Raw genomic sequence first — 25,871 nt, 5'->3', positions numbered from 1 at the left:
GGTTCCCGCAATGACGTCGCTGCAAAATGACTACCAGGCATATATCCCGAGCGCCGACGGCTGATAGTCGGGTCTTTGGATATCTGCCTCCGAGACAAAGCAAAAAAGTGGAGCGCTGAGCCTGAAAGGGCAGGGCGCGAAACCAGAAACAGGAGCTTTCATGGCTACCACGTTCAACGGCCGCCGCAAGGTACGCAAGTCCTTCGGTTCCATCCACGAAGTCACGGAGATGCCCAACCTGATCGAAGTCCAAAAGGCTTCGTATGATCAGTTCCTCATGGTCGACGAGCCCAAGGGCGGTCGCGGTGATGAAGGGCTTCAGTCCGTCTTCCGTTCGGTCTTTCCGATCACCGACTTTTCGAACACCGCATCGCTCGAATTCGTGCGCTACGAATTCGAACAGCCCAAGTATGACATCGACGAGTGCCGTGCGCGCGATATCACCTTCGCTGCCCCGCTCAAGGTCACGCTGCGCCTGATCGTGTTCGAAGTGGACGAAGAAACCGGCGCGCGCTCGGTCAAGGACATCAAGGAGCAGGACGTCTATATGGGCGACATGCCCTTCATGACGTCGAACGGCACCTTTATCGTCAACGGCACCGAGCGCGTCATCGTTTCGCAGATGCACCGTTCGCCTGGCGTGTTCTTCGATCACGACAAGGGCAAGACCCACTCCTCGGGCAAGCTGCTTTTCGCTGGCCGCATCATCCCGTACCGCGGTTCCTGGCTCGATATCGAATACGACGCCAAGGATATCGTTTATGCGCGTATCGATCGTCGCCGCAAGATCCCGGTCACCTCGCTGCTCAAGGCGTTGGGCATGGATGCCGAGGAAATCCTCGACACCTATTACACCACTCTGAACTACGAAAAGACCGACAATGGCTGGCGCGTGCCTTACGACGCCGAGAAGTGGAAGGGCGCGAAGCCAAGCCACGATCTCATCGACGCCAAGACTGGCGACGTCGTGCATGAAGGCGGCAAGAAGCTTTCGGCCCGTCAGGCCAAGAAGCTGGCTGAAAACGGCCTGACCCACCTCCTCGCGACCGATGCCGATCTTTTTGGCGCCTACATTGCCCAGGACATCGTCAACCTCAAGACCGGTGAAATCTACGCTGAAGCCGGCGACGAGCTCGACGAAAAGCTGCTGACCAAGCTTGTCGACCTCGGCTTTGACGAGCTTCCGATCCTCGACATCGACCACATCACCATTGGGCCATACCTGCGCAACACGCTGGCCGTGGACAAGAACGAGAGCCGTGAAGACGCGCTCTTCGATATCTATCGCGTCATGCGTCCGGGTGAACCGCCGACCGTCGACACCGCCGAAGCGATGTTCCAGTCGCTGTTCTTTGATGCCGAACGCTACGACCTTTCGGCCGTTGGTCGCGTCAAGATGAACATGCGTCTCGAGCTCGATGCTCCGGACACCATGCGCATTCTGCGCAAGGAAGACATCGTCGAAGTCGTTCGCACCCTCGTCAATCTGCGCGATGGCCGTGGCGAAATCGATGACATCGACAACCTCGGCAACCGCCGCGTTCGCTCCGTCGGCGAACTCATGGAAAACTCCTATCGTCTTGGCCTGCTCCGCATGGAACGTGCCATCAAGGAGCGCATGAGCTCAGTCGAAATCGACACGGTCATGCCCCAGGACCTGATCAACGCCAAGCCGGCTGCCGCCGCTGTGCGCGAGTTCTTCGGCTCGTCCCAGCTGTCTCAGTTCATGGACCAGACCAATCCGCTCTCCGAAATCACCCACAAGCGCCGTCTTTCGGCTCTTGGACCTGGTGGTCTTACCCGTGAGCGCGCTGGCTTCGAAGTCCGCGACGTGCACCCGACGCACTATGGCCGTATCTGCCCGATCGAAACGCCGGAAGGCCCGAATATCGGTCTGATCAACTCGCTCTCGACCTTTGCGCGCGTCAACAAGTACGGTTTCATCGAAACCCCGTACCGCAAGATCGTCGATGGCAAGGTCACCGACGACGTCGTCTACCTCTCCGCCATGGAAGAGGCCAAGCACTACGTCGCTCAGGCCAACGTCAAGGTGAATGCCGATGGCACGCTGTCCGATGACCTGGTCGTGGCTCGCCACGCCGGTGACAACGGCCTGACGCCCAAGGAAAACGTCGACCTTATGGACGTTTCCCCCAAGCAGATGGTGTCGGTTGCTGCCTCGCTGATCCCGTTCCTTGAGAACGACGACGCTAACCGGGCTCTCATGGGCTCGAACATGCAGCGTCAGGCTGTGCCGCTGCTGCGCGCCGAAGCCCCATTCGTGGGCACCGGCATGGAGCCAGTGGTTGCCCGTGACTCCGGCGCCGCCATCGTTGCCAAGCGCAAGGGTGTCGTCGATCAGGTGGACGCAACCCGTATCGTTATTCGCGCAACGGAAGAAACCGATGCGTCGAAGTCGGGCGTCGACATCTACAACCTGATGAAGTTCCAGCGTTCGAACCAGTCGACCTGTATCAATCAGCGTCCGCTGGTCGTCGTCGGCGATCACGTCAACCAGGGCGACATCATCGCCGATGGTCCATCGACCGAACTGGGCGATCTCGCTCTCGGCCGCAACGTGCTCGTCGCCTTCATGCCCTGGAATGGCTACAACTTCGAAGACTCCATTCTGCTGAGCGAAAAGATCGCGATGCAGGACGTCTTCACCTCGATCCACATCGAGGAATATGAAGTCATGGCCCGCGACACCAAGCTTGGTCCTGAAGAAATCACGCGCGACATTCCGAACGTGTCGGAAGAAGCGCTGAAGAACCTCGACGAAGCCGGTATCGTTCACATCGGTGCTGAAGTTCAGCCGGGCGACATCCTCGTCGGCAAGATCACCCCCAAGGGCGAAAGCCCGATGACGCCGGAAGAAAAGCTCCTCCGCGCCATCTTCGGTGAAAAGGCCTCGGACGTTCGCGATACCTCGCTCCGCGTTCCGCCGGGCGATGCTGGTACTGTCGTTGAAGTGCGCGTGTTCAATCGCCACGGCATCGACAAGGACGAGCGCGCCATGGCTATCGAGCGCGAAGAAATCGAGCGTCTCGCCAAGGACCGTGACGACGAACAGTCGATCCTCGACCGTAACGTCTATGCACGTCTCAAGGAAATGCTGTTCGGCAAGGCCGCAACTGCAGGTCCGAAGGGTTATGTCGTCGGCACCAAGCTCAATGACTCGATCTTTGAAGCGCAGCCGCGTTCGAAGTGGTGGCAGTTCGCCATCGAAGACGACAAGGTCATGACTGAAATGGAAGCTCTCCATGCTCAGTATGAGGAAAGCCGTCGTCTTCTCGAGCAGCGCTTCATCGACAAGGTCGACAAGCTCCAGCGTGGTGATGAACTTCCGCCGGGCGTCATGAAGATGGTGAAAGTCTTCATCGCGACCAAGCGCAAGATCCAGCCAGGCGACAAGATGGCCGGCCGTCACGGCAATAAGGGTGTGGTTTCCCGCATCGTTCCTGTCGAAGACATGCCGTACCTCGAAGACGGTACCTCGGTTGATATCGTGCTGAACCCGCTCGGCGTGCCTTCGCGCATGAACGTCGGCCAGATCCTTGAAACCCACTTGGGTTGGGCCTGCGCCGGCATGGGCAAGAAGATCGACCAGATGGTCCGCGCCTATCAGCGCAATGGCGACTTGAAGCCGCTGCGTACTGAAGTTCAGGAGCTCTTTGCTGGCGATACCGCCATCACCGATCTCGATGATGATGGCATGGTCCGTCTCGGCGAGCACCTCTCCAAGGGTGTTCCGATCGCGACGCCGGTTTTCGACGGTGCCAAGGAAGCCGACATCGTGGTTCTGCTCGAAAAGGCAGGCCTCAAGGCTTCGGGTCAGTCGACCGTCTATGACGGCCGTTCGGGTGAACAGTTCGATCGTCAGGTGACGGTTGGCTACATCTACATGCTCAAGCTCGACCACCTCGTGGACAACAAGATCCACGCGCGTTCGATTGGTCCTTACTCGCTCGTCACCCAGCAGCCGCTTGGTGGTAAGGCGCAGTTCGGCGGTCAGCGTTTCGGCGAGATGGAAGTGTGGGCCCTCGAAGCGTATGGCGCTGCTTATACGCTGCAGGAAATGCTCACCATCAAGTCGGACGACGTTGCTGGTCGTACCAAGGTCTACGAAGCGATCGTCCGTGGCGACGACACCTTCGAGGCGGGCATCCCCGAGAGCTTCAACGTGCTGGTCAAGGAAATCCGGTCACTCGGTCTCAATGTCGAACTCGACATGCGCGAAGTGATCGATCCGAACCAGCCGGAGCTCGCACCTCCTCAGGAAGCGGCGGAATAATCCGGCACTTCCACCCCCATTCACCTTCCAACCCGACCGTCAGCCTGGCTGCGGTCGGGGCGGATAGAGGAGAGAATTGATGAACCATCATTCCCACGTCATGGACCCGTTCAACCCGGCCGTCCCGGTGCAGACCTTCGATCAGATGAAGATCTCCATCGCCTCCCCGGAAAAGATCCTTTCCTGGTCCTATGGCGAGATCAAGAAGCCCGAGACCATCAACTACCGTACGTTCAAGCCTGAGCGTGACGGTCTATTCTGCGCGCGTATCTTTGGCCCCGTGAAGGACTACGAATGTCTTTGCGGCAAGTACAAGCGTATGAAGTTCAAGGGCGTCATCTGCGAAAAGTGCGGTGTTGAAGTCACCCTGAGCCGCGTCCGTCGCGAGCGCATGGGCCATATCGAACTGGCCGCTCCTGTTGCCCACATCTGGTTCCTGAAGTCCCTGCCGAGCCGCATCGCACTGCTGCTCGACATGACGCTCAAGGATATCGAACGCATCCTTTACTTCGAGAACTATGTCGTTCTCGATGCCGGCCTCACCCCGTTCACCCAGAACGAACTTCTGACCGAAGAACAGTATCTGGATGCGCAGGACGAGTATGGTGCCGACAGCTTCACCGCCAAGATCGGCGCCGAAGCGATCCGCGATATCCTCCTCAACCTCGATCTCGAAAAGATCGCGGCTGATCTGCGCGTCGAAATCGCTGAATCGACCACCGAGCTGAAGCCAAAGAAGCTGGCCAAGCGCCTCAAGATCGTCGAGCAGTTCATCGTTTCGGGCAACAAGCCCGAGTGGATGATCATGACCATCGTTCCGGTCATTCCGCCCGAACTCCGCCCGCTCGTCCCGCTGGACGGCGGCCGCTTCGCCACGTCCGATCTCAACGACCTCTATCGTCGTGTGATCAACCGCAACAACCGCCTGAAGCGACTGATCGAGCTCCGTGCCCCGGACATCATCATCCGCAACGAAAAGCGCATGCTGCAGGAGGCTGTGGACGCGCTGTTCGACAACGGCCGCCGTGGCCGCACCATCACCGGTGCGAACAAGCGTCCGCTCAAGTCGCTGTCCGATATGCTCAAGGGCAAGCAGGGCCGCTTCCGCCAGAACCTTCTCGGCAAGCGCGTCGACTATTCCGGCCGTTCGGTCATCACCGTTGGTCCATACCTGAAGCTCCACCAGTGCGGTCTTCCCAAGAAGATGGCGCTCGAGCTCTTCAAGCCGTTCATCTACTCGCGTCTTGAAGCCAAGGGTCTGTCCTCGACCGTCAAGCAAGCCAAGAAGCTGGTTGAGAAGGAAAAGCCCGAAGTCTGGGATATCCTCGACGAGGTCATCCGCGAGCACCCGGTTCTCCTGAACCGTGCGCCGACGCTCCACCGTCTTGGCATCCAGGCCTTCGAACCGATCCTGATCGAAGGCAAGGCTATCCGTCTGCACCCGCTCGTCTGCTCGGCTTTCAACGCAGACTTCGACGGCGACCAGATGGCTGTGCACGTTCCGCTTTCGCTGGAAGCCCAGCTCGAAGCGCGCGTTCTCATGATGTCGACCAACAACATCCTGCATCCCGCGAATGGTCAGCCGATCATCGTGCCGAGCCAGGACATTGTTCTCGGTCTCTACTATCTGTCGATCATTGCAGATGGTGAGCCGGGCGAAGGCATGGCGTTCGGCTCCTATGCCGAACTCGAACACGCGCTCGACAACAAGGTCGTCACGCTCCACACCAAGATTAAGGCCCGCGTGCCCTCTTGGGATGAGAATGGCAACCAGATCACCGAGATCGTGGAAACGACCCCGGGCCGCATGCTCATCGGTCAGATCCTGCCAAAGCACCCGGCTGTGCCGTTTGCCACGGCAAACCAGCTCATGACCAAGAAGATGATCTCCAAGATGATCGACACCGTCTATCGCGGTTGCGGTCAGAAGGAGACGGTCATTTTCTGTGACCGCGTCATGCAGCTTGGCTTCAAGAACGCTTGCGACGCCGGCATCTCGTTCGGCAAGGATGACATGGTCATCCCGCAGTCCAAGTACACCATCGTCGAAGAGACCCGTAAGCTGGTCGAGGAATTCGAACAGCAGTACAATGACGGCCTGATCACTCAGGGCGAAAAGTACAATAAGGTCGTCGACGCCTGGGCCAAGTGCGGTGACAAGATCGCCGAAGAAATGATGAAGGGCATCGCTGCCGTTCAGTTCGACAAGGAAACGGGTCGTCAGAAGCCGATCAACTCGGTTTACATGATGAGCCACTCCGGTGCTCGTGGTTCACCGGCGCAGATGAAGCAGCTCGCCGGCATGCGCGGCCTTATGGCCAAGCCCGACGGCTCCATCATCGAAACGCCGATCACCGCGAACTTCAAGGAAGGCCTCAACGTTCTCGAGTACTTCAACTCGACCCACGGTGCCCGTAAGGGTCTGGCTGATACCGCTCTGAAGACCGCAAACTCGGGTTACCTGACCCGTCGTCTCGTTGACGTGGCACAGGATGCCATCATCATCGAGGTGGATTGCGGTACCGAACGCGGCCTCACCATGGAGCCGATCGTTGACGCAGGTCAGATCGTGGCTTCGCTCGGTCAGCGCGTTCTTGGCCGCACCACGGCCGACGACGTGTTCCACCCATTGACGGGTGACCTGATCGCGCCGAAGGGCACGCTGCTCGAAGAAAAGCATGTCGACGTCATCGAAGAGGCTCGCATCCAGTCGATCCGCATTCGTTCGCCGCTGACCTGCGATCTCCGCCAGGGCTGCTGCGCTGCGTGCTATGGTCGTGACCTTGCTCGCGGTACCCCGGTCAATATCGGTGAAGCTGTCGGCGTTATCGCCGCGCAGTCCATCGGTGAACCCGGCACCCAGCTTACCATGCGTACCTTCCACATCGGTGGTACGGCTCAGGTGGTCGACTCTTCGTTCCTCGAAGCCGGCGCTGAAGGCACGATCGAAGTTCGCAACCCGAACCTCGCCAATGTCGAAGGCGGCAAGCAGGTCGTCATGGCCCGTAACGTCTCCCTCGCCATCCTCGATGGCGAAGGCAAGGAACGTGCGACCCACAAGGTGACCTACGGCTCCAAGCTCCTCGTCAAGGCAGGCGACACGGTTCGCCGTGGCCAGCGTCTGGCTGAATGGGATCCGTACACCCGTCCGATCCTGGCCGAAGTCGAAGGCGAGGTCCTGTTTGAGGATCTGGTCGACGGTGCTTCCGTTGCGGAAAACACCGACGAAGCCACCGGCTTCACCAAGCGCGTGGTCATCGACTGGCGCGGCAACCAGCGTGGTGAGGGCCTCAAGCCCGCACTCGCCATTGCCCGCGGCGGTTCGGTTGCCAAGGTCGACCGTGGTGGCGACGCCCGTTACCTGCTCTCCGTTGACGCGGTTATCGCCGTCGAGCCGGGTGAAAAGGTCGCTCCGGGTGACGTCCTAGCCCGTATTCCTCTGGAATCGGCCAAGACCAAGGACATCACCGGCGGTCTGCCGCGCGTTGCTGAACTCTTCGAAGCGCGTCGTCCGAAGGATCACGCCATCATCGCTGAGATCGATGGTACCATCCGCTTCGGCCGCGACTACAAGAACAAGCGTCGAGTCATTATCGAGCCGACCGAGGCCGGTGGCGATCCGGTTGAATACCTGATCCCGAAGGGCAAGCCGTTCCACCTCCAGGAAGGCGACACCATCGAAAAGGGCGAATACATCCTGGACGGCAATCCCGCTCCGCACGACATCCTTGCCATCAAGGGCGTCGAGGAACTGGCACGCTATCTCGTCAACGAGATTCAGGAAGTCTATCGTTTGCAGGGCGTGTTGATTAACGACAAGCACATCGAGGTGATCGTTCGCCAGATGCTGCAGAAGGTCGAGATCGTATTGCCGGGTGACTCGGGTCTGCTCAAGGACGAGCAGCTCGACAAGCTCGACTTCGACGAACTCAACGATGCGCTCATCGCCGAAGGCAAGAAGCCGGCAACCGCTAATCCGGTTCTGCTCGGCATCACCAAGGCGTCGCTGCAGACTCGCTCCTTCGTGTCCGCGGCTTCCTTCCAGGAAACCACGCGCGTCCTCACCGAAGCTGCCGTTTCCGGCAAGGCCGACCTTCTCGAAGGCCTCAAGGAAAACGTCATCGTCGGCCGTCTCATCCCGGCCGGTACCGGCGCGGGCCAGACCAAGGCCAAGCTTATCGCCGCCAAGCGCGACGACCTCATTCTCGAGGAACGCCGCCGTCAGGCAGAGAGCGTCAAGCTCTCGGCGCCTGCCGCCGAATAAGCTAAGCCTAAGACCAATACGTAAGGGGCCCTCCGGGGCCCCTTTTTTTGTTGGATGACAGGGACATCCGTAAAGGTTTATCTATTCTGTCAGGGTTCTGTTCAGGCTTGGCAGGGATGATCGGCCCATGGAGATTCTCGTCGCTATCGGAATCGTCTTTTTGGCCCTCTCGTTGTGGCCGATCAGGCGGATCATTCAACTGGTGCGCGGCGGTTCGCTCCGCCGCCAATGGATTGCGCTCGGCGTTCTGATCGTCGGCTTCATCATCGGCTATGCCGCGTTTCTCGCCGTGCGGCCGTCAGGCGGCCCGACGCTCATCACGCTGATCGTTGAAACCATTCTCTTCGGCGGTAGCATCTTCGTCTTCATCGTCACGCGGCTGTCTCTGACAACCACAACCGATGTCGTCCGCATCGCCTCGCTCGAACGGGACGCCCTCGTCGATCCTCTGACCGGGGTCTTCAATCGGCGCTACCTCACCATGAAGCTCGACGAGGAAGTGTCCCGCGCTCGGCGTGAGGGTCATCCGCTCGCAACGCTCATGTTTGACGTCGATCACTTCAAGCACGTCAACGACGTCTATGGCCACGCGATCGGCGATCTCGTCCTGCGCCACATCTCGTCGTTGCTGGTCCAGAAGGCGCGCCTCTCCGATACGGTAATCCGGTATGGGGGGGAGGAGTTCGTCATCATCGCCCCCAATTCCTCCGAGGCCGAAGCGGCCGCCCTTGGCATGCGCCTCATCGAGGAGATCGCGATGGCGCCCGTGTCGTTACCGGATGGCGAGACGCTTTCCGTCACCGCCAGTGGCGGTGCTGCAGCGCTCCCGACGCAGGGAACCGCCGAAATGATGCTGCGCGATGCCGATCACGCGCTTTATCGCGCCAAAAGAGAAGGCCGCAATCGTCTCCTCGCGGCCTCCCAACTGTCTTGATGTAAATCCTAGAATAGCTGGTTGTTCTCGTCAGGCTGCGGCAGGGTTTTCCCGTCAGGCCGATCAAGCGCATCGATCTTGGCGATGTCATCGCCGGACAATACGAAGTCCCAAACGTCGAAATTGTCCTTGGCCCGCTCCGGCTTGCTGCTCTTTGGCAGGACGATGAGGTTCTGCTGCAAATGCCAGCGGATGATCACCTGCGCTGTCGATTTCCCATGCGCATCGGCGATTCCCTTGATCGTCTCGTCTTCGAGCAGCTTGCTCTCCTGGCCGCCCAGCGGGCTATAGCACTCGATCTGGATATCCTTATCGCGGTGCCATTCGCGAATATCGCGCTGCTGATAGGCCGGATGCAGTTCCAACTGGTTGACCGCAGGCACGACGCCGGTTTCATCGATGATGCGCTGGATGTGCTCGGGCAGGAAGTTGGAGACGCCGATCGAACGCACCTTGCCCTGCTTCCGCGCCTCGACGAGCGCCCGCCAGGTGTCGGCATAGCGATCATGCTCCGGCGCCGGCCAATGGATCAGGAAGAGGTCGAGATAGTCGAGCTTCAGCCGCCCGAGTGACTCGTCGAGCGAGCGCAGCGCGCTGTCATAACCCTGATGGCCGTTGCGTAGCTTTGAGGTTACGAAAAGCTGGTCGCGCGCCACCGAGGCTTGGGCAATAGCTTCGCCCACGCCAGCCTCATTGTCATAGCCTTGTGCAGTGTCGATATGCCGGTAGCCCGCGTCGATTGCGGCGCCGACAACCTTTGGTGCATCGGCCTCCTCGAGGCGCCAAACGCCGAAGCCAAGTTGAGGAATGCTGTTGCCATCATTGAGTGGCAGGGCAGGGGTGTCTGTCATTCTGAGTAGCTCCTTGCAAACGCTTGCCTAACGGTTCAAAGCGCGCCGAAGCTCCCTCGATCAGTTTAAGTCACCATTCCAAGGTACGTGGTGAGCTCCCGCGCCGCCGCCGATCCCGCTCGATTTGCGCCGATCGTCGAGGCCGACGGACCATACCCGACCAGATGCACCCGCGGATCGCGCGCAACCTGCGTTGCCAACCGTCCGGTCATGGTTATCCCGCCGCTCTCTTCCCGCAATTGCAGCGGCGCCAGATGATCGAGCGCGCTCCGAAAGCCCGTGCACCAGAGGATGACGTCGACATCGAGCGTGGCGCCATCCTCCCAGCGCACCCCCGTCGACGTGATCTCGGAAAACATCGGCCGACGCTCGAGAGCGCCGCGCTCCCGCATGCTGGTAATGGCCGGCGTCACCGGCAACCCCGTCACCGAAACAACCGCTTTGGGCGGCAGGCCGGCTCGGACCCGCTCCTCGACCATGGCGACCGCGGCACGCCCAGCCTCCTCGTCGAACGGCCGCTCGCGCCAACGCGGCGGCGTCCGCGTAACCCAGGTCGTTTCCGTCACCTTGGATATCTCGTCGAGCAACTGGATTGCCGAAATACCGCCACCGACAATCAGGACGTGCTTGCCTTTGAAAGCCTCAGCGACCGTGTAGTCGCGCGTATGCAATTGCGCTCCCTTGAAGAGCGCCGCCCCCGGATAGTCAGGAATATAGGGTTTCTCCCAAGTCCCCGTGGCATTGATGATTCCCCGCGCCGAGAACAGTCCGCGATCGCTTTCGACGCGCAGCCGGTCGCCGCGGTCGCAGACCACGGTGACATTAGCCGGTCGCACGACTCGCAGGTCGTACCGCTCCTCGTAGGCCGCAAAGTAGTGCGGCACGGCGACGGAGGCCCTGACACTCTCGTCGCCACCGGCAAATTCGGCAAAACCCAGCCCGGGCAGATCATGCACACGATTGACCGTGCTCAAGGTCAGAGAGGGCCATCGATACTGCCAGGCGCCGCCCGCTTGCGCCGCGTGGTCAAGAACCAGAAAGTCCTTTTCCGGATTTAACCCGAGTGCCTTGAGGTGATAAGCCGCGCTCAAACCGGCCTGTCCCGCGCCGATCACCACGATATCCATCTTGAGTGCAGCGCGTAGGGCAGGGGTGGTCATGATGGGCTCCGGAGGTCGCGCTCACATCTAGGTGCCCACTATCCTCTCGGCAAGTTGACCGCTTTCGTGATAAGTCCCTGTTAACGATTGCCGAACGGAGTTTGGCCAATCCGTCCACCCCGCGATGAGCCGTCCGATGGGCTGAAGTGGCCGGAATGCATGGCTCTTGCGCGAAGTTTTCCGCGAAAGAATCCTTGACGGGGCGAGTCAACAGTTCTAAACAGCGCCTACCTTAGCGGTCGGTCGTGAATGTCACACCGGGTCCCTGCCACCTAGCGCGGGAATCCAGGACACTCAAACACACTGTCGGGTAACTAGACGAAGCAAATCCTTGTGCGCATGACTGTCCCATTTTGGTGGGGTGGTCCGCTGCAACTAAGGCGCCGCCGATTCCCGGAAGGGTTCGGATGAGCGCCAATTTGGTTTGCTTGTGTAGACCGAACTAAAATTTTTTGGACGATGGAAAGAGCGCAATGCCCACCATTAATCAGCTGATCCGCAAACCACGCGCCAGCAAGCCAAAGCGGAACAAGGTTCCCGCCATGGAGGCGAACCCGCAGAAGCGTGGCGTTTGCTCCCGTGTGTACACGACGACCCCAAAGAAGCCGAACTCGGCTCTGCGTAAGGTGGCCAAGGTTCGCCTGACCAACCAGCGCGAAGTGATCTCCTACATCCCCGGTGAAGGTCACAATCTGCAGGAGCACTCCGTTGTGCTCATCCGCGGCGGTCGCGTTCGCGATTTGCCGGGCGTTCGCTATCACGTGCTCCGTGGTGTCCTCGATACACAGAGCGTGAAGGACCGCAAGCAACGCCGTTCGAAGTACGGCGCGAAGCGTCCGAAGTAAGGAGATCGAGATATGTCCCGTCGTCACCGCGCAGAAAAACGCGACGTTATCCCGGACGCTAAGTTCGGCGATCTCGTTCTGACCAAGTTCATGAATTCCCTGATGAAGGACGGCAAGAAGTCTGCTGCCGAATCCATCGTCTACGGTGCTTTCGAAATCGTCGAGAGCAAGACCAAGCAGGACCCGATCACGGTGTTCCATGGCGCCCTGGACAATATTCGTCCGGCCGTCGAAGTGCGCTCGCGCCGCGTTGGTGGTGCGACGTACCAGGTTCCCGTTGAAGTCCGTACCGACCGTCAGCAGGCCCTGGCCATCCGTTGGCTGATCGAATCCGCTCGCAAGCGCGGTGAGAACACCATGCGTGAACGCCTCTCGGGCGAACTCATGGATGCCATGAATGGCCGCGGTCAGGCCGTCAAGAAGCGCGAAGATACGCACCGTATGGCTGATGCCAACCGTGCCTTCTCGCACTACCGCTGGTAGTAGGAGCGCCAAATGGCACGCGAATATCCTATTAATCTCTATCGTAACTTCGGCATCATGGCTCACATCGATGCTGGCAAGACGACCACGACCGAACGTATCCTTTACTACACCGGCAAGTCCCACAAGATCGGCGAAGTCCATGACGGCGCCGCGACCATGGACTGGATGGAGCAGGAACAGGAACGCGGCATCACCATTACGTCGGCCGCTACGACCACGTTCTGGAAGGACCGCAACGGTACCCAGCACCGCTTCAACATCATCGACACCCCCGGCCACGTGGACTTCACCATCGAAGTCGAACGTTCGCTGCGCGTGCTCGACGGTGCCGTCGCTCTGCTCGACGCCAATGCTGGCGTTGAACCGCAGACCGAAACCGTGTGGCGTCAGGCTGACAAGTACCACGTTCCGCGTCTCATCTTCGTCAACAAGATGGACAAGACCGGTGCCGACTTCTACCGCTGCGTAGAAATGATCGGTTCGCGTCTCGGCGCCCGTGCCGTTCCGGTTCAGCTGCCGATCGGCGCTGAAACCGAATTCAAGGGCGTTGTCGATCTCATCGAGATGAACGCTCTGGTCTGGCGTAACGAAGAGCTCGGTGCTCAGTGGGACGTCGTCGAGATCCCTGCCGATCTCAAGGACAAGGCCGTCAAGTACCGCGAAGCTATGGTCGAAGCCGCCGTCGAAATGGACGACGCTGCGATGGAAGCTTACCTCAACGGCGAAGTGCCGAACAACGACACCATCCGTCGTCTGCTTCGTCAGGGTGCCATCGGTGCCAAGTTCTTCCTCGTCTTCGCTGGCTCGGCGTTCAAGAACAAGGGCGTGCAGCCCCTGCTCGATGGCGTTATCGACTTCCTGCCGTCCCCGCTCGACGTTCCTGCTATCCAGGGCATCGACGCCAAGACCGAAGCGCCGATCGAACGTCACGCTGACGACTCCGAGCCGCTTTCGATGCTGGCATTCAAGATCGCCAACGACCCGCACATGGGTACGCTGACCTTCTGCCGCATCTATTCGGGTCACCTCGAAGCGGGCATCAGCCTGGAAAATACCGTGAAGGGCAAGCGCGAACGCGTTGGCCGCATGTTCCAGATGCACGCCAACAGCCGTGAGCAGATCACCGAAGCCTTTGCTGGTGACATCGTCGCCATCGTTGGCCTCAAGGACACCACCACGGGTGACACGCTGGCTCCGACCAACTCGCAGGTTATCCTCGAGCGCATGATCTTCCCGGATCCGGTTATCGACATCTCCGTCGAGCCGAAGTCCAAGGCCGACCAGGAAAAGATGGGCCTCGCCCTCAACCGCCTGGCTGCTGAAGATCCGTCGTTCCGCGTCAAGACCGACGAAGAATCCGGCCAGACCATCATCTCGGGCATGGGCGAACTTCACCTCGATATTCTCGTCGACCGTATGCGTCGCGAGTTCAAGGTCGAAGCCAATATCGGCCAGCCGCAGGTTGCTTACCGTGAGACGATCACGCGTAAGACTGAAAAGGACTACACCCACAAGAAGCAGTCGGGTGGTTCGGGTCAGTTCGCGCGCATCAAGATCACGGTTGAGCCGGGTGAAGTCGGCAAGGGCCTCGAATTCGTCAATGCCATCGTTGGCGGCGCTGTTCCTCGTGAATACGTCCCAGGTGTGTCGAAGGGTGTCGAATCGGTGATGGGCGCAGGCCCGCTGATCGGCTTCCCGGTCGTCGACGTTAAGGTCACTCTGACCGACGGCGCCTACCACGATGTCGACTCTTCGGTACTCGCCTTCGAAATCGCCGGCCGTGCAGGCTTCCGTGAGGCTCTTCGTGAAGCCGGTCCGAAAATTCTCGAACCGATCATGAAGGTTGAAGTTGTCACGCCAGAAGACTACATGGGCGACGTCATCGGCGATCTCAACTCCCGTCGTGGGCAGATCCAGGGCACTGAAAGCCGTGGTGTTGTCCAGGTCGTGAATGCGTTCGTGCCGCTTGCTAACATGTTCGGGTATGTGAACTCGCTGCGCTCCATGAGCCAGGGTCGTGCACAGTATTCCATGGTGTTCGATCACTACGAACAGGTTCCGCAGGCTGTCGCTGACGAAGTCCAGGCCAAGTACGCCTAAAACCAGCGCAAGCTAGTCAAGAAACTCAACTGTATGTCGGCGATTGCGCTGACAAATTTGGAGAAAAGCTATGGCGAAGGAAAAGTTTTCCCGCTCCAAGCCGCACTGCAACATCGGCACCATCGGTCACGTTGACCATGGCAAGACCTCGCTGACCGCAGCGATCACCAAGATCCTGGCTGAGACCGGCGGCGCGACCTTCAAGGCGTACGATCAGATCGACGCGGCCCCAGAAGAAAAGGCCCGCGGCATCACCATCAACACCGCCCACGTCGAGTATGAGACGACCAATCGTCACTACGCTCACGTCGACTGCCCAGGCCACGCTGACTATGTGAAGAACATGATCACCGGTGCTGCCCAGATGGACGGCGCGATCCTCGTTGTGTCGGCTGCTGACGGCCCGATGCCCCAGACCCGTGAGCACATCCTGCTCGCTCGTCAGGTTGGCGTTCCTGCTCTCGTCGTCTTCCTCAACAAGTGCGACATGGTCGACGATGCCGAGCTCCTCGAGCTCGTCGAGCTCGAAGTTCGTGAACTTCTGTCCTCGTACGAATTCCCGGGCGACGATATCCCGATCATCAAGGGTTCGGCTCTCGCCGCTCTTGAAGATTCCGACAAGAAGCTCGGCCACGACGCCGTTCTCGAGCTGATGGCCGCTGTTGACTCGTACATTCCGCAGCCGGAACGTCCCGTCGACCAGCCGTTCCTCCTCCCGATCGAAGACGTGTTCTCGATCTCGGGTCGTGGTACCGTGGTCACCGGTCGCGTCGAACGCGGCATCGTCAAGGTTGGTGAAGAAGTCGAAATCGTCGGCATCAAGGCAACCCAGAAGACCACCGTCACCGGTGTCGAAATGTTCCGCAAGCTGCTCGACTCCGGTCAGGCTGGCGACAACGTCGGCGCGCTGATCCGTGGTATCGACCGCACTCAGGTTGAGCGCGGCCAGGTTCTCTGCAAGCCCGGTTCCGTGACCCCGCACACCGACTTCACGGCTGAGGTTTACATCCTCACCAAGGAAGAAGGCGGTCGTCACACTCCGTTCTTCGGCAACTACCGTCCCCAGTTCTACTTCCGTACCACGGACGTGACGGGTATCGTGACCCTTCCCGAAGGCACCGAAATGGTGATGCCGGGCGACAACCTGAACATCAACGTTCAGCTCATCGTTCCGATCGCCATGGAAGAAAAGCTCCGCTTCGCTATCCGCGAAGGTGGCCGTACGGTTGGTTCGGGCGTCGTCGCCACGATCCTGAAGTAAGCCTCATTGAGACATTCGCGGCGCGCGATTAAGCGCGCCGTGATCTTTTTCCGTCAGGATTTGAGAAGATGAACGGTCAGAATATCCGCATCCGCCTCAAGGCGTTTGACCATCGCGTGCTCGATACGTCGACCCGTGAGATCGTCAACACTGCCAAGCGCACGGGTGCCCAGGTTCGCGGTCCGATTCCGCTGCCGACCCGCATCGACAAGTTCACCGTCAACCGCTCGCCCCACATCGATAAGAAGGCGCGTGAGCAGTTCGAGATCCGGACCCACAAGCGTCTGCTTGACATTGTGGACCCGACCCCTCAGACGGTCGATGCACTGATGAAGCTCGATCTCGCCGCCGGCGTCGACGTCGAAATCAAGCTCTAAGACTATAAGAACAAAAATTCCGCGCCTGCCGCGAAAGGGTCCTCTGAAATCATGACCCGGCAGAGCGCCAACAAGAAGGTATAACCGATGCGTTCTGGATTGATCGCACAGAAGCTGGGGATGACCCGCATCTTCGCCGAGGACGGCTCGCACGTTCCGGTCACGGTGCTGGCCCTGCAGAACTGCCAGGTGGTGGCGCAGCGTACCGTCGAGAAAGACGGCTACGTGGCTCTCCAGCTCGGCGCAGGCCAGGCTAAGGCCAAGAACACCTCCAAGGCAGAACGCGGCCACTATGCCGTTGCCAAGGTGGAGCCGAAGCGTCACGTCGCGGAATTCCGCGTTGATGCTGAAAACCTCATCGAGGTTGGCGCAACCCTCAAGGCGGACCACTTCGCCGAGGGCCAGCTTGTCGACGTCACTGGTACGTCGATCGGTAAGGGTTTTGCCGGTGGTATGAAGCGCTGGAACTTCGGTGGTCTGCGCGCCTCCCACGGTGTTTCCGTTTCCCACCGTTCCATCGGTTCGACCGGTGGCCGTCAGGACCCGGGTAAGACCTTCAAGAACAAGAAGATGCCGGGCCACATGGGCGATCGTCGCATCACCACGCAGAACGTCAAGGTCGTCAAGACCGACGTGGAACGTGGCCTGCTCCTGATCCAGGGTTCGGTTCCGGGCGCCAAGGGCGCTTGGATCATGGTCAAGGATGCCGTCAAGAAGCCGGCTCCCGCGAATGTAGTCCTGCCGGGCTCTTTCGAGGCCGCTGCTGCGGGAGAAGCGAAGTAAATGGAACTCAAGGTAACCACACTCGACGGTAAGTCCGCCGGTACGATCGAACTCAAGGACGATGTCTTTGGTCTTGAAGTGCGCGCTGACATCCTACACCGCATGGTTCGCTACCAGCAGCTCAAGGCGATGTCCGGCACGCATGACGTGAAGAACCGCTCTGAAGGCGTGCGCACGGGCAAGAAGTTCGTGAAGCAGAAGGGTTCGGGCGGCGCCCGTCACGGCGATCGCAAGGCTCCCCAGTTCCGTGGTGGTGGCCGTGCATTCGGTCCGACCCCGCGTAGCCACGCGATCGATCTTCCCAAGAAGGTCCGCGTTCTCGCGCTCAAACATGCTCTTTCGTCCAAGGCCAAGGCTGGCTCGCTGATCGTCATCGACAGCGTCGCTCAGCAGGAAGCCAAGACGGCAGCGCTGCGCACCACCTTCGGCAAGCTCGAATGGGCAAGCGCGCTGATCATCGACGGCGCAAGCGTCGACCAGAACTTTGCTCTGGCCGCCCGCAATATCCCGAACATCGACGTGCTGCCGATCCAGGGGATCAACGTTGTTTCGATCCTCAAGCGCGACAAGCTCGTCCTGACCAAGGCAGCGCTCGAAGCGCTCGAAGCGAGGTTCGCATGAACAAGCTTGCCGCTTACGACATCGTCCGTAACCCCGTCGTGACTGAAAAGTCGACGATGGCTTCGGAATACAACCAGGTCGTTTTCGACGTGGCGATTGATGCCAGCAAGACCGAGATCAAGGCCGCCGTCGAGCAGCTTTTTTCGGTCAAGGTCAAGGCAGTGAACACCCTGGTCCGCAAGGGCAAGGTAAAGCGCTTCCGCGGCAAGACTGGCGTTCGCAATGACGTCAAGAAGGCCATCGTGACCCTCGTCGACGGCCAGTCGATCGATATTTCGACCGGCCTCTAAGGGACAAGAGACAGCAAAATGGCTCTAAAGACTTATAATCCGACCTCCGAAGGCCGTCGTACTCTCGTTACGACCGACCGTTCGGAACTGTGGAAGGGCAAGCCGGTCAAGGCTCTGACCGAAGGCCTCTCCAAGAGCGGCGGCCGTAACAATACTGGCCGCATCACTGCCTACCATCGTGGTGGCGGTCACAAGCGCTCTTACCGCATGATCGACTTCAAGCGCGTGAAGTTCGACGCAGTCGGGACGATCGAACGTCTCGAATACGATCCGAACCGCACCGCCTGGATCGCTCTGGTGAAGTACGAAGATGGCGAACAGGCCTACATCGTTGCTCCCCAGCGCCTGACTGCCGGCGACAAGGTCATCTCCTCGATGAACACTGTCGACGTGAAGCCAGGCAATGCAATGCCGCTCGAGCGCATGCCGGTCGGCACCATCGTGCACAACGTCGAACTCAAGCCCCGCAAGGGCGGCCAGGTCGCTCGTTCCGCCGGTGCCTATGCTCAGTATGTCGGCCGTGACTCCGGTTGGGCGATCCTTCGCCTCAACTCGGGCGAACAGCGCCGCGTACACGGTACGTGCCTCGCCACCGTCGGTGCCGTGTCCAACCAGGATCACGCCAACACCTCGCTCGGCAAGGCTGGTCGCAACCGCTGGCTCGGCAAGAAGCCGGTCAACCGCGGCGTGACCATGAACCCGGTCGACCACCCCCATGGTGGTGGTGAAGGCCGTACGTCTGGTGGCCGTCACCCGGTTTCTCCGTGGGGCAAGCCGACCAAGGGCAAGCGCACACGTTCAAATAAGGCCACGGATCAGTTTATCGTCCGCAGCCGCCACGTGAAGAAGGGCAGGTAAGTCATGACCCGTTCAGTTTGGAAGGGGCCGTTCGTCGACGGCTATATGCTCAAGAAGGCCGAGAAGGCCCAGAGCTCTGGCCGCAACGATGTGGTCAAGATCTGGTCGCGTCGGTCGACCATCCTGCCGCAGTTCGTCGGCATCACGTTCGGTGTGCACAACGGCCAGAAGCATGTTCCGGTGAATGTCACCGAAGACATGATCGGTCACAAGTTTGGCGAGTTCGCCCCGACCCGTACCTATTACGGTCACGCGGCCGACAAGAAGGCCAAGAGGAAGTAAGATGAGCAAGCCAAAGACTGAGCGCGCTCTCAAAGACAACGAGGCTAAGGCTGTCCTGCGCATGCTGCGCATCAGCCCTCAGAAGCTGAACCTCGTCGCGCAGTTGATCCGTGGCAAGAAGGTTGAGAAGGCCCTGGCCGATCTCGAATTCAGCCACAAGCGCATCTCCGGCCAGGTGAAGAAGGTGCTCGAGAGCGCCATCGCCAATGCCGAAAACAACCATGGCCTCGATACCGACGCGCTCGTCGTTGCCGAAGCCTTTGTGGGCAACTCGCTCGTCATGAAGCGTTTCATGGCTCGTGGCCGCGGCAAGTCGTCGCAGATCCAGAAGCCTTTCTCGCATCTGACGATCATCGTCCGGCAAGTTGAGGAGGCCGCATAATGGGTCAGAAAATCAATCCAATCGGCTTCCGTCTGGGCATCAATCGCACCTGGGATAGCCGCTGGTACGCCAACAAGGGCGAATATGGCACGCTTCTTCAGGAAGACCTGAAGATCCGCACCACCCTGATGAAGGATCTCAAGGCCGCTGCGGTCTCCAAGATCGTCATCGAGCGTCCGCACCGCAAGTGCCGCGTGTCGATCCACACTGCTCGTCCGGGCATCGTGATCGGCAAGAAGGGCGCTGACATCGACAAGATCCGCGCCAAGGTGAAGAAGTTCACCGACAGCGAAGTGCACATCAACATCGTTGAAGTGCGCAAGCCGGAAACCGATGCGACCCTTGTTGCTCAGGGCATTGCCCAGCAGCTCGAACGCCGCGTTGCCTTCCGTCGTGCCATGAAGCGTGCAGTGCAGACTGCAATCCGCATGGGCGCCGGTGGTATCCGCGTCAACGTTGGTGGTCGTCTTGGTGGCGCCGACATCGCTCGTACCGAATGGTACCGCGAAGGCCGCGTGCCGCTGCACACCCTGCGCGCCGATATCGACTACGGTACGGCTGAAGCCGAAACCACGTACGGCATCATCGGCATCAAGGTTTGGATCTTCAAGGGCGAAGTCCTTGAGCACGATCCGTCCGCCCACGAGCGTCGCGCTACCGAAGGTAGCGAAGGTGGCCAACGTTCTGAGCGCGAACCGCGCCGTGAGCGTGGCGATCGCGACCGCGAACGCGCATAAGAAGGTTGAACAATTATGCTGCAACCGAAGCGTACTAAGTTCCGCAAGGCCCACAAGGGCCGCATCCATGGTCTTGCCAAGGGTGGCACCGAGCTGGCTTTCGGCTCCTATGCCCTCAAGGCGACCGAACCCGAACGCGTTACCGCGCGTCAGATCGAAGCAGCCCGTCGCGCTATCACTCGTGAGATGAAGCGCCAGGGCCGCGTGTGGATCCGTATTTTCCCGGATCTGCCGGTTTCCAAGAAGCCTACCGAAGTCCGTATGGGTAAGGGTAAGGGCTCCGTTGAATACTGGGCAGCACGCGTAAAGCCGGGCCGCATCGTTTTTGAGATTGACGGCGTACCCGAAGACGTTGCAAAGGAGGCGCTTCGCCTCGGAGCAATGAAGTTGCCGATCACCACGCGCATTGTTACGCGCATTGTCGACTAAGGACACGAGCATGAAAGCCAGTGATGTGCGGAGCAAAACCGCAGACGAACTGAAAGATCAGCTCGTCGACCTTAAGAAAGAACAGTTCAACCTGCGTTTCCAGCGCGCTACCCAGCAGCTGGAAAAGCCCGCCCAGGTCAAGTTGGTCCGCCGCGATATCGCGCGGATCAAGACGATCCTCGGCGAAAAGAACGCAGCTAAGTAAGGAATAAAACCCATGCCAAAGCGCGTTTTGCAGGGGACTGTCGTCTCCGACGCTAACGAGAAGACCATTGTGGTCCGGGTCGAGCGCCGTTTTACGCACCCCCTTCTGAAGAAGACAGTGCGTCGTTCCAAGAAGTATCACGCTCACGATGAAGCTAATGTGGCAAAAGTCGGTGATATCGTGTGGATCGAAGAAACCGCACCGATCAGCAAGAACAAGCGCTGGACGCTTGTCCCTGCGGCGTAAGAGAATTTCAATTAGGTCGGCGCGCCGGGTGACGGTGCTGCCGATTCAACTAGAAGGCATCCAGTTATGATCCAGATGCAATCAAATCTCGACGTCGCGGACAATTCCGGCGCTCGTCGTGTCATGTGCATCAAGGTGCTGGGCGGTTCGCATCGTAAATACGCCTCGGTCGGCGACATTATTGTCGTTTCGGTCAAGGACGCTATTCCGCGCGGCCGTGTAAAGAAGGGCCAGGTTATGAAGGCTGTGGTCGTTCGCACCGCAACCGACATCCGTCGCCCCGATGGCACCGTCATCCGTTTTGACAAGAACGCCGCGGTTCTGATCAACAATCAGAAAGAGCCGATCGGCACCCGTATCTTCGGACCTGTTCCGCGCGAACTCCGCGCCCGGAACCACATGAAGATCATCTCGCTCGCTCCAGAGGTGCTGTAATGGCCTCCAAGATCAAAAAGGGCGATAAAGTCGTCGTCCTGGCTGGCAAGGACAAGGGCAAGACCGGTCAGGTCTTGTCGGTCATTCCCACCGAAACCAAAGCGCTTGTCCAGGGTATCAACCTTGTTCGCAAGCACCAGAAGCAGACTGCCTCGCAGGACGCCGGTATCTTCACCAGGGAAGCGCCGATCCACCTGTCGAACCTGGCCGTCGCCGACGCCAATGGCAAGCCCACCCGCGTCGGGTTCCAGATCAAGGACGGCGTGAAGACTCGCGTCGCCAAGACGACCGGAGGCCAGATCGATGGCTGAGACCGTTTACGTTCCGCGCCTGCGGACCTACTACGACGAAACCATCAAGGCCGAGCTGACCAAGCAGTTCGAGTACAAGAACGTCATGGAGCTGCCAAAGCTCGACAAGATTGTTCTGAACATGGGCGTCGGTGAAGCTGTCAACGACACCAAGAAGGTGAAGTCGGCTGCTGCGGAACTGGAAAAGATTGCTGGTCAGAAGCCGGTCATCACCCATGCCCGCAAGTCGATCGCAGGCTTCAAGGTCCGCGAAGAGATGCCGCTCGGTGTCAAGGTGACGCTGCGCAAGACCCGCATGTACGAGTTCCTGGATCGTCTGGTGAACATCGCACTCCCGCGCGTCCGCGACTTCCGCGGTCTCAATCCGAACTCCTTCGACGGCCGTGGCAACTATGCCATGGGCATCAAGGAACACATCATTTTCCCCGAGATCAACTATGATCAGATCGATCAGGTCTGGGGTATGGATATCGTGATTGCCACGACGGCCAAGACGGATGATGAAGCTCGGGCTCTGCTGCGCGCTTTCAACTTCCCGTTCCGCCAGTAAGCGGGCAGGGAAGGGATAAAGGATCAGAACATGGCAAAGACCAGTTCCATCGAAAAGAACAACAAGCGCGCCAAGCTCGCCAAGCAGTATGCTGAGAAGCGTTCTGCCCTCAAGGCGACCGTCAAGGATCAGACCTTGTCGATCGAAGAGCGTTTCAAGGCCACCCTCAAGCTGGCTGAATTGCCGCGCAACTCGGCAAAGGTTCGCGTTCGCAACCGTTGCGAAGTTTCGGGCCGTCCACGCGCTTACTACCGTAAGCTCAAGATGAGCCGTATCGCCCTGCGTCAGTTGGGCAACCTGGGTCAGATCCCGGGTCTCGTGAAGTCGAGCTGGTAAGGAGAGACATAAATGAGCTTTTCTGACCCAATCGGCGACATGCTGACCCGTATCCGCAACGCTCAAGAGCGTCGCCGGAACACCGTTTCGACCCCAGCCTCGACCCTTCGTGGTCGCGTGCTGGACGTTCTCCAGTCCGAGGGTTTCATCCGCGGCTACTCCGAGACCAAGTTCGAAAACGGCGCTGCCGAATACGAAATCGAACTCAAGTATTCGGACAATGAAGGCGTGATCCGCACCATCGAGCGCGTTTCCCGTCCCGGCCGCCGCGTGTATGCGTCGGTCAAGAATATTCCGCAGGTGGCGAATGGCCTCGGCGTGTCGATCCTCTCCACCCCCAAGGGTGTGATGGCCGACCACGAAGCCAAGGCTGCCAACGTTGGTGGCGAGGTACTCTGCCGCGTCTTCTAATGCGTGTGGGCCCGAAGTCCATTGATGCACTTTGAGGAGAAGTGGATTCCACTTTTCCTGTTGTAAGTGCGGCAAAAACTGATACGAGCGCGATCAACGTTTCTCGGAAACGCTGATCGGCTCTGTTTTCGGGCACCTTCACGCGCATTGGATGCGCGACAAGACGATTACTCAAGGATATAGAATGTCACGTACTGGCAAGAAACCGGTGGCCCCGGTTAATGGCGTTACGGTTACGGTCAATGATCGCACCGTCTCCGCCAAGGGCCCGAAGGGCGAGCTGAGCCTCCCGCTCATGGATATCGTCAATGTCGAGCAGGGTTCCGATGGCGTTGTCATCACCCCGGCTAACGACACCCGCGAAGCACGTGCTGCCTGGGGCACCACGCGCGCGCTGATCCAGAACATGGTCACTGGTGTGAGCGCCGGTTTCGAAAAGAAGCTGGCAATCCAGGGCGTTGGCTACCGCGCCGCCATGCAGGGCAAGGACGTCAAGCTCTCGCTCGGTTTCAGCCACGAAGTGATCTACAAGGCCCCGCAGGGTATTACCCTGGCGGTTCCTGCGCCGACCGAGATCGTCATCACTGGCATCGACAAGCAGCAGGTTGGTCAGGTTGCGGCAGAGATCCGCGGCTGGCGTCCCCCCGAGCCCTACAAGGGCAAGGGCGTGCGCTACGCCGGCGAGCAGGTCTTCCGCAAAGAAGGCAAGAAGAAGTAAGGAGCGCCACCTATGGCAATTTCTGCAAAAGGTGCGGCACGTCGCAAGGCTCGTGTCCGCAAGGCGCTCAAGGCTCGTGCCTTTGGTCGCGCCCGTCTCAGCGTTTTCCGCTCGGACAAGAACATCTACGCCCAGATCATCGACGACGCGAATGGTCGTACGCTGGCAGCGGCTTCCACCCTCGAAAAGGATCTGCGCGGCTCGCTCAAGAGCGGCGGCACCTCCGAGGCAGCTGCCGTCGTTGGCAAGCTGATCGCCGAGCGCGGTGTGAAGGCTGGCGTTGCCGAAGTGATCTTTGATCGCGGCGCTTACATTTATCACGGCCGCGTTAAGGCCCTTGCAGATGCTGCCCGTGAGGGCGGTCTGCAGTTCTAACAGCGGCGAGGAAAAACATTATGAGCAGAGACGTTCAAGAGCGCGAAAGCGAGTTCGTCGATCGCCTGGTCCACATCAACCGTGTGGCCAAGGTTGTGAAGGGCGGCAAGCGCTTCGGTTTTGCAGCCCTCGTCGTTGTTGGTGACCAGAAGGGTCGCGTCGGTTTCGGTCACGGTAAGGCCCGTGAAGTTCCCGAAGCAATCCGCAAGGCAACGGAACAGGCCAAGCGCCAGATGATCCGCGTGCCGCTGCGTGATGCCCGTACGCTTCACCACGACATCACCGGCCGCCATGGCGCCGGCAAGGTCGTGCTGCGTGCAGCCGTTCCGGGTACCGGCATCATCGCCGGTGGTCCGATGCGCGCCGTCTTCGAAACCCTCGGGATCAACGACATCGTCGCCAAGTCCACGGGTACCTCGAACCCTTACAACATGGTCCGCGCGACTTTCGACGCTCTCAAGCGCGTTGATAGCCCCCGCGCCGTGGCTGCCCGCCGCGGCCTCAAGGTCTCCGAACTGCAAGCTCGCCGCGGCGAGACTGCTGTCGAAGCCTGAGCCCCGTAGGAACGGAGAAGCACAATGGCTGACAAGAAGATGATCACCGTGAAGCAGGTCGGTTCGCCGATCCGCCGCGAAAAGAGCCAGCGCGCGACCCTGATCGGTCTCGGGCTGAACAAGATGAACAAAGAGCGCGAGCTGATTGATACGCCCGAAGTCCGTGGCATGATCAACAAGGTCCCGCACCTCGTCCGTGTAATCGGCGAGTAAGAGGGAAGGCTCGACAAATGACTCGTTTGAACGAACTTCGCGACAACGACGGCGCTAACAAGGTCCGCGTTCGCGTGGGCCGTGGTATCGGCTCCGGCGTTGGCAAGACCGGTGGTCGTGGTGGCAAGGGCCAGACGGCCCGCGCCGGTGTCGCGATCAACGGCTTCGAAGGCGGCCAGATGCCCCTTCACATGCGTATGCCGAAGCGTGGCTTCAATGCTTGGAACCCCAAGGATTGGAATCAGGTTCGCGTTGACCGCATCCAGGCTTATATCGACTCGGGCAAGCTCGATGCAAAGGGCGTCATCGACGCTGCTGCGCTCGTTGCTGCCGGCGTGATCCGTCGCGCCAAGGACGGTGTCCGTCTCATTGGTTCGGAAGGCTTCACCGCCTCCAAGGTCACCTTCAAGGTGGACTATGCGACCAAGGGTGCTACCGCTGCCATCGAAGGCGCCGGCGGCAAGGTTGACTTGATCCCGGTCAAGGAAACCTGGAAGAAGACCCCATACGCCGCCAAGTAATTTGGTGATTACGCACCCGGCCTCGCGGTCGGGTGCGTTTTT

Annotated in this window: 30 protein-coding genes; 28 read left to right on the top strand and 2 right to left on the bottom strand. The window is 59.6% G+C overall.

Annotated elements, in window-relative coordinates:
- Positions 1–160: 160 nt before the first annotated feature.
- The 3 genes from rpoB to DevBK_RS06585 all read left to right on the top strand — a co-directional run bounded on the left by rpoB (position 161) and on the right by DevBK_RS06585 (position 9,492).
- A complete protein-coding gene (gene rpoB, locus DevBK_RS06595) occupies positions 161–4,294 on the top strand; it encodes a DNA-directed RNA polymerase subunit beta (protein WP_317184863.1) in 4,134 nt (1,377 codons plus the stop codon).
- A gap of 79 nt (positions 4,295–4,373) precedes the next feature.
- The gene (rpoC, locus tag DevBK_RS06590) at positions 4,374–8,558 is read left to right on the top strand and encodes a DNA-directed RNA polymerase subunit beta' (protein ID WP_061906846.1); all 4,185 of its coding nucleotides are present in this window, start codon (positions 4,374–4,376) and stop codon (positions 8,556–8,558) included.
- Positions 8,559–8,685: 127 nt separating this feature from the next.
- Complete coding sequence (locus DevBK_RS06585) at positions 8,686–9,492, top strand: GGDEF domain-containing protein (RefSeq protein WP_317184862.1); 807 nt, start codon at positions 8,686–8,688, stop codon at positions 9,490–9,492.
- A gap of 8 nt (positions 9,493–9,500) precedes the next feature.
- On the opposite strand, the gene DevBK_RS06580 is transcribed toward DevBK_RS06585, so the two are convergent.
- Together DevBK_RS06580 and DevBK_RS06575 are read right to left on the bottom strand one after the other, a co-directional pair.
- The gene (locus DevBK_RS06580) at positions 9,501–10,343 is read right to left on the bottom strand and encodes an aldo/keto reductase (RefSeq protein WP_317184861.1); all 843 of its coding nucleotides are present in this window, start codon (positions 10,341–10,343) and stop codon (positions 9,501–9,503) included.
- Between the two features lie 65 nt (positions 10,344–10,408).
- Complete coding sequence (locus DevBK_RS06575; protein ID WP_317184860.1) at positions 10,409–11,503, bottom strand: NAD(P)-binding domain-containing protein; 1,095 nt, start codon at positions 11,501–11,503, stop codon at positions 10,409–10,411.
- A 473-nt stretch (positions 11,504–11,976) separates the two neighbouring features.
- Between DevBK_RS06575 and rpsL the strand changes: the two genes are divergently transcribed.
- From rpsL to rplO, 25 genes are all read left to right on the top strand, one after another.
- Positions 11,977–12,348, top strand: coding sequence for a 30S ribosomal protein S12 (rpsL, locus tag DevBK_RS06570; protein ID WP_035080811.1), 372 nt, complete (start codon positions 11,977–11,979; stop codon positions 12,346–12,348).
- 12 nt (positions 12,349–12,360) lie between these two features.
- Positions 12,361–12,831: a 30S ribosomal protein S7 gene (gene rpsG / locus DevBK_RS06565; protein WP_061906842.1), complete on the top strand. Its 471-nt coding sequence runs from the start codon at positions 12,361–12,363 to the stop codon at positions 12,829–12,831.
- A gap of 12 nt (positions 12,832–12,843) precedes the next feature.
- Positions 12,844–14,934: an elongation factor G gene (gene fusA, locus DevBK_RS06560; protein WP_061906841.1), complete on the top strand. Its 2,091-nt coding sequence runs from the start codon at positions 12,844–12,846 to the stop codon at positions 14,932–14,934.
- Positions 14,935–15,004: 70 nt separating this feature from the next.
- Positions 15,005–16,195, top strand: coding sequence for an elongation factor Tu (gene tuf / locus DevBK_RS06555; protein ID WP_061906840.1), 1,191 nt, complete (start codon positions 15,005–15,007; stop codon positions 16,193–16,195).
- A gap of 68 nt (positions 16,196–16,263) precedes the next feature.
- Positions 16,264–16,572, top strand: a complete 309-nt coding sequence (gene rpsJ / locus DevBK_RS06550) for a 30S ribosomal protein S10 (protein ID WP_035080820.1) — start codon at positions 16,264–16,266, stop codon at positions 16,570–16,572.
- 87 nt (positions 16,573–16,659) lie between these two features.
- Positions 16,660–17,355: a 50S ribosomal protein L3 gene (gene rplC, locus DevBK_RS06545; protein WP_061906839.1), complete on the top strand. Its 696-nt coding sequence runs from the start codon at positions 16,660–16,662 to the stop codon at positions 17,353–17,355.
- Positions 17,356–17,976, top strand: a complete 621-nt coding sequence (rplD, locus tag DevBK_RS06540; RefSeq protein WP_061906838.1) for a 50S ribosomal protein L4 — start codon at positions 17,356–17,358, stop codon at positions 17,974–17,976.
- The gene (locus DevBK_RS06535) at positions 17,973–18,266 is read left to right on the top strand and encodes a 50S ribosomal protein L23 (RefSeq protein ID WP_061906837.1); all 294 of its coding nucleotides are present in this window, start codon (positions 17,973–17,975) and stop codon (positions 18,264–18,266) included. The genes rplD and DevBK_RS06535 overlap by 4 nt, the downstream gene beginning before the upstream one ends.
- Positions 18,267–18,284: 18 nt before the next feature.
- A complete protein-coding gene (gene rplB / locus DevBK_RS06530) occupies positions 18,285–19,124 on the top strand; it encodes a 50S ribosomal protein L2 (RefSeq protein ID WP_061906836.1) in 840 nt (279 codons plus the stop codon).
- A gap of 3 nt (positions 19,125–19,127) precedes the next feature.
- The gene (gene rpsS, locus DevBK_RS06525; RefSeq protein WP_061906835.1) at positions 19,128–19,406 is read left to right on the top strand and encodes a 30S ribosomal protein S19; all 279 of its coding nucleotides are present in this window, start codon (positions 19,128–19,130) and stop codon (positions 19,404–19,406) included.
- Between the two features lies 1 nt (position 19,407).
- A complete protein-coding gene (gene rplV, locus DevBK_RS06520; protein WP_056308259.1) occupies positions 19,408–19,788 on the top strand; it encodes a 50S ribosomal protein L22 in 381 nt (126 codons plus the stop codon).
- Positions 19,788–20,525: a 30S ribosomal protein S3 gene (rpsC, locus tag DevBK_RS06515; protein ID WP_061906834.1), complete on the top strand. Its 738-nt coding sequence runs from the start codon at positions 19,788–19,790 to the stop codon at positions 20,523–20,525. Before rplV ends, rpsC begins: the two co-directional genes overlap by 1 nt.
- Positions 20,526–20,540: 15 nt before the next feature.
- Positions 20,541–20,954 (top strand): 50S ribosomal protein L16, encoded by a 414-nt coding sequence (gene rplP, locus DevBK_RS06510; RefSeq protein ID WP_061906833.1) that lies wholly within the window; start codon positions 20,541–20,543, stop codon positions 20,952–20,954.
- A gap of 10 nt (positions 20,955–20,964) precedes the next feature.
- The gene (gene rpmC / locus DevBK_RS06505) at positions 20,965–21,159 is read left to right on the top strand and encodes a 50S ribosomal protein L29 (RefSeq protein ID WP_061906832.1); all 195 of its coding nucleotides are present in this window, start codon (positions 20,965–20,967) and stop codon (positions 21,157–21,159) included.
- 12 nt (positions 21,160–21,171) lie between these two features.
- A complete protein-coding gene (gene rpsQ, locus DevBK_RS06500; RefSeq protein ID WP_061906831.1) occupies positions 21,172–21,405 on the top strand; it encodes a 30S ribosomal protein S17 in 234 nt (77 codons plus the stop codon).
- Positions 21,406–21,471: 66 nt separating this feature from the next.
- Positions 21,472–21,840: a 50S ribosomal protein L14 gene (gene rplN / locus DevBK_RS06495; RefSeq protein ID WP_035080843.1), complete on the top strand. Its 369-nt coding sequence runs from the start codon at positions 21,472–21,474 to the stop codon at positions 21,838–21,840.
- Positions 21,840–22,151 carry a 50S ribosomal protein L24 gene (gene rplX, locus DevBK_RS06490; protein ID WP_317184859.1) on the top strand — a complete coding sequence of 104 codons (312 nt, stop codon included), beginning with the start codon at positions 21,840–21,842 and terminating at the stop codon, positions 22,149–22,151. Before rplN ends, rplX begins: the two co-directional genes overlap by 1 nt.
- Entirely contained in the window at positions 22,144–22,701 is a 558-nt protein-coding gene (rplE, locus tag DevBK_RS06485) for a 50S ribosomal protein L5 (protein ID WP_061906829.1), read from the top strand. The genes rplX and rplE overlap by 8 nt, the downstream gene beginning before the upstream one ends.
- Positions 22,702–22,731: 30 nt before the next feature.
- Positions 22,732–23,037 carry a 30S ribosomal protein S14 gene (gene rpsN / locus DevBK_RS06480; protein ID WP_061906828.1) on the top strand — a complete coding sequence of 102 codons (306 nt, stop codon included), beginning with the start codon at positions 22,732–22,734 and terminating at the stop codon, positions 23,035–23,037.
- A 12-nt stretch (positions 23,038–23,049) separates the two neighbouring features.
- Positions 23,050–23,448: a 30S ribosomal protein S8 gene (gene rpsH / locus DevBK_RS06475; protein WP_061906827.1), complete on the top strand. Its 399-nt coding sequence runs from the start codon at positions 23,050–23,052 to the stop codon at positions 23,446–23,448.
- Between the two features lie 184 nt (positions 23,449–23,632).
- Positions 23,633–24,166: a 50S ribosomal protein L6 gene (rplF, locus tag DevBK_RS06470; protein ID WP_061906826.1), complete on the top strand. Its 534-nt coding sequence runs from the start codon at positions 23,633–23,635 to the stop codon at positions 24,164–24,166.
- Between the two features lie 12 nt (positions 24,167–24,178).
- Positions 24,179–24,541: a 50S ribosomal protein L18 gene (gene rplR / locus DevBK_RS06465; protein WP_061906825.1), complete on the top strand. Its 363-nt coding sequence runs from the start codon at positions 24,179–24,181 to the stop codon at positions 24,539–24,541.
- A gap of 20 nt (positions 24,542–24,561) precedes the next feature.
- Positions 24,562–25,095, top strand: a complete 534-nt coding sequence (gene rpsE / locus DevBK_RS06460) for a 30S ribosomal protein S5 (protein ID WP_035080856.1) — start codon at positions 24,562–24,564, stop codon at positions 25,093–25,095.
- Positions 25,096–25,119: 24 nt separating this feature from the next.
- Positions 25,120–25,308: a 50S ribosomal protein L30 gene (gene rpmD, locus DevBK_RS06455; RefSeq protein ID WP_061906824.1), complete on the top strand. Its 189-nt coding sequence runs from the start codon at positions 25,120–25,122 to the stop codon at positions 25,306–25,308.
- Between the two features lie 17 nt (positions 25,309–25,325).
- Positions 25,326–25,829: a 50S ribosomal protein L15 gene (rplO, locus tag DevBK_RS06450; RefSeq protein ID WP_062631247.1), complete on the top strand. Its 504-nt coding sequence runs from the start codon at positions 25,326–25,328 to the stop codon at positions 25,827–25,829.
- Positions 25,830–25,871 lie beyond the last annotated feature (42 nt).

Source organism: Devosia sp. BK, from assembly GCF_032907385.1.
In the GTDB taxonomy this organism is placed as follows: domain Bacteria; phylum Pseudomonadota; class Alphaproteobacteria; order Rhizobiales; family Devosiaceae; genus Devosia.
The sequence above is the reverse complement of the archived record's forward strand: the minus strand, read 5'-3'. Positions and strand labels throughout refer to the sequence as shown.